1 protein-coding gene is annotated in these 1,820 nt (G+C 45.0%); it reads right to left on the reverse strand.

Annotation, left to right across the window (positions count from 1 at the left end; translation table 11 throughout):
* Positions 1–344: 344 nt before the first annotated feature.
* Positions 345–1,604 carry a CCA tRNA nucleotidyltransferase gene (locus tag P5674_RS24390; protein WP_014275139.1) on the reverse strand — a complete coding sequence of 420 codons (1,260 nt, stop codon included), beginning with the start codon at positions 1,602–1,604 and terminating at the stop codon, positions 345–347.
* Positions 1,605–1,820 lie beyond the last annotated feature (216 nt).

The raw sequence follows: 1,820 nt of genomic DNA on the forward strand, positions 1-1,820 counted from the left end.
GTGCGATCGCTTTCGAGCGCATTATAATGGCGGTAGAATAGGGGTTATAGGCTATAAAACGGGTTCGAGCCCCGTCAGTCCCGTTCTAAATAATTAACAATTAATAATTAACAATTAATAATTAACAATTAATAATTAATGCTGCGCCGTTAATTGATGGATAAATAATTAAAGATTAACAATTAATAATTGATGCTGCCCCGTTGATTGATTTGTAAATAATTAACAATTAACAATTAACAATTAACAATTAATAATTAATGCTGCCCCGTTGATTGATTTCTGGGAAGGCAATGGGCAATGGGCGATGGCTGGGGATAAAATCATCAATGCGATCGCGCTTATTATAGGTTTAATTCAAGCATTTTCTGGGATGCGATCGCTATGGCATCTTCACGGGTGGATATTTGACCCTCAGCCTTAGCAATTTGTATCTCTTGGAGTAGATCCCCTAATAAGGGACTGGGAGAGAGTCCCAATTTTGCCATTAAGAGTTTCCCGCTAATGACGGGTTGGGGGTGAGCGATCGCATCATCGGGATTCAGATAATGGTTAATTAGGGTAGTAAACTCCTGTAGTGATGCTCCGGCGGCTATGGACAGGACTACTAAGGCGGGGAAAAATTCCCCCACATTAGCAAATAGAAAATATTGTTGGCGTATGGATAGATCGGCTATGGGGGTGGGTTGTAGTTGCTGAAAGGTTCCCAGTAAAGCCAGAACTCCCCGGATCTCAACTCGGCTATATTTGAGGGTAATTAACTCGGCTTCGGCTTGGTCCCGATCCTCGCTGGTCATGGTGGCTAATTTGGCGATCGCGAGTTGGGACATTTTAATGGTTTCCCGCACCGACTCGCTCAAGGGTTTGGCTAATGGTGGATAGGTTTGTGAGACGGCGGCGGCGACGTGATCAAGATTTTTGAGGCGATCGCATCTATCTCCCAAACTGCTAAACCAGGGGGAGATCAGACCGATTTTCCAGGCTTCAATTAATTTCGGCACTCCCAAGGGGGTATTGAGTAAATATCCTAACTCAGTGCGGATACGTTCTGCTGCTACCCGTGGTAATAAACTGGCTAAATCGGCGATCGTCTGTTTAGTTTCCGGTTCAATCACAAAGCCTAACTGCGCCGCCTGTCGATATCCCCGCAGCAACCGCAGGGGATCATCAGCTAAATTTTCCCGACTGATCATCCGCATCAGACCCTGTTTTAAGTCTTGTTGTCCCTGATAGGGGTCGAAAAAAGTTTTGGTTATGGGATGATAGGCGATCGTATTAATTGTAAAATCCCGCCGCCCTAGATCTACCTCTAAACTTCCTCCCTCAGCTTGAGCAAAATCTACTGTTACCCCTGGGAATACTACCCTAGCAATTTGTCGCTCCGCATCTAACAACACAAATCCGGCTTGATAATGGGAGGCGATGGTTTTGGCTGTGTTTACTGCTTCCGACAACACCACAAAATCTAAATCTAAATCACCCACAGCGCGACTCAATAAGGCATCCCGCACCGCACCCCCGACTAAATAAGCTGATTCGGGTAGATTTTCTAAACCAAACGGCCAGTTTTCGGGAGATAATGGGGATGTAATAGCAGCAGACATATAGCAAGCAATACCTATCTATAGAAGAATCCGCGATCGCAAATAGTCAATCAAATTACCAAAGTCCACCAAGTTCAAGTGTTCAGATAACGATAACTTTCTCAGGTGACTTTCTTGATGTTGCCGAAAGGGACTATTTTTGACAAAGCTCAGGATATGGGATTAGGGGTCGAGAATGGAGTCGCCTCCATCCCCTCCCATTCAGAACCGTGCGTG

The organism is Limnospira sp. PMC 289.06 (assembly GCF_032350395.1).
Lineage (GTDB): Bacteria > Cyanobacteriota > Cyanobacteriia > Cyanobacteriales > Microcoleaceae > Limnospira > Limnospira platensis.

Coding starts and splice junctions, on each gene's coding strand:
- P5674_RS24390 (WP_014275139.1), bottom strand. CDS start 1,604: ATGTCTGCTGCTATTACATCCCCATTATCTCCCGAAAACTGGCCGTTT.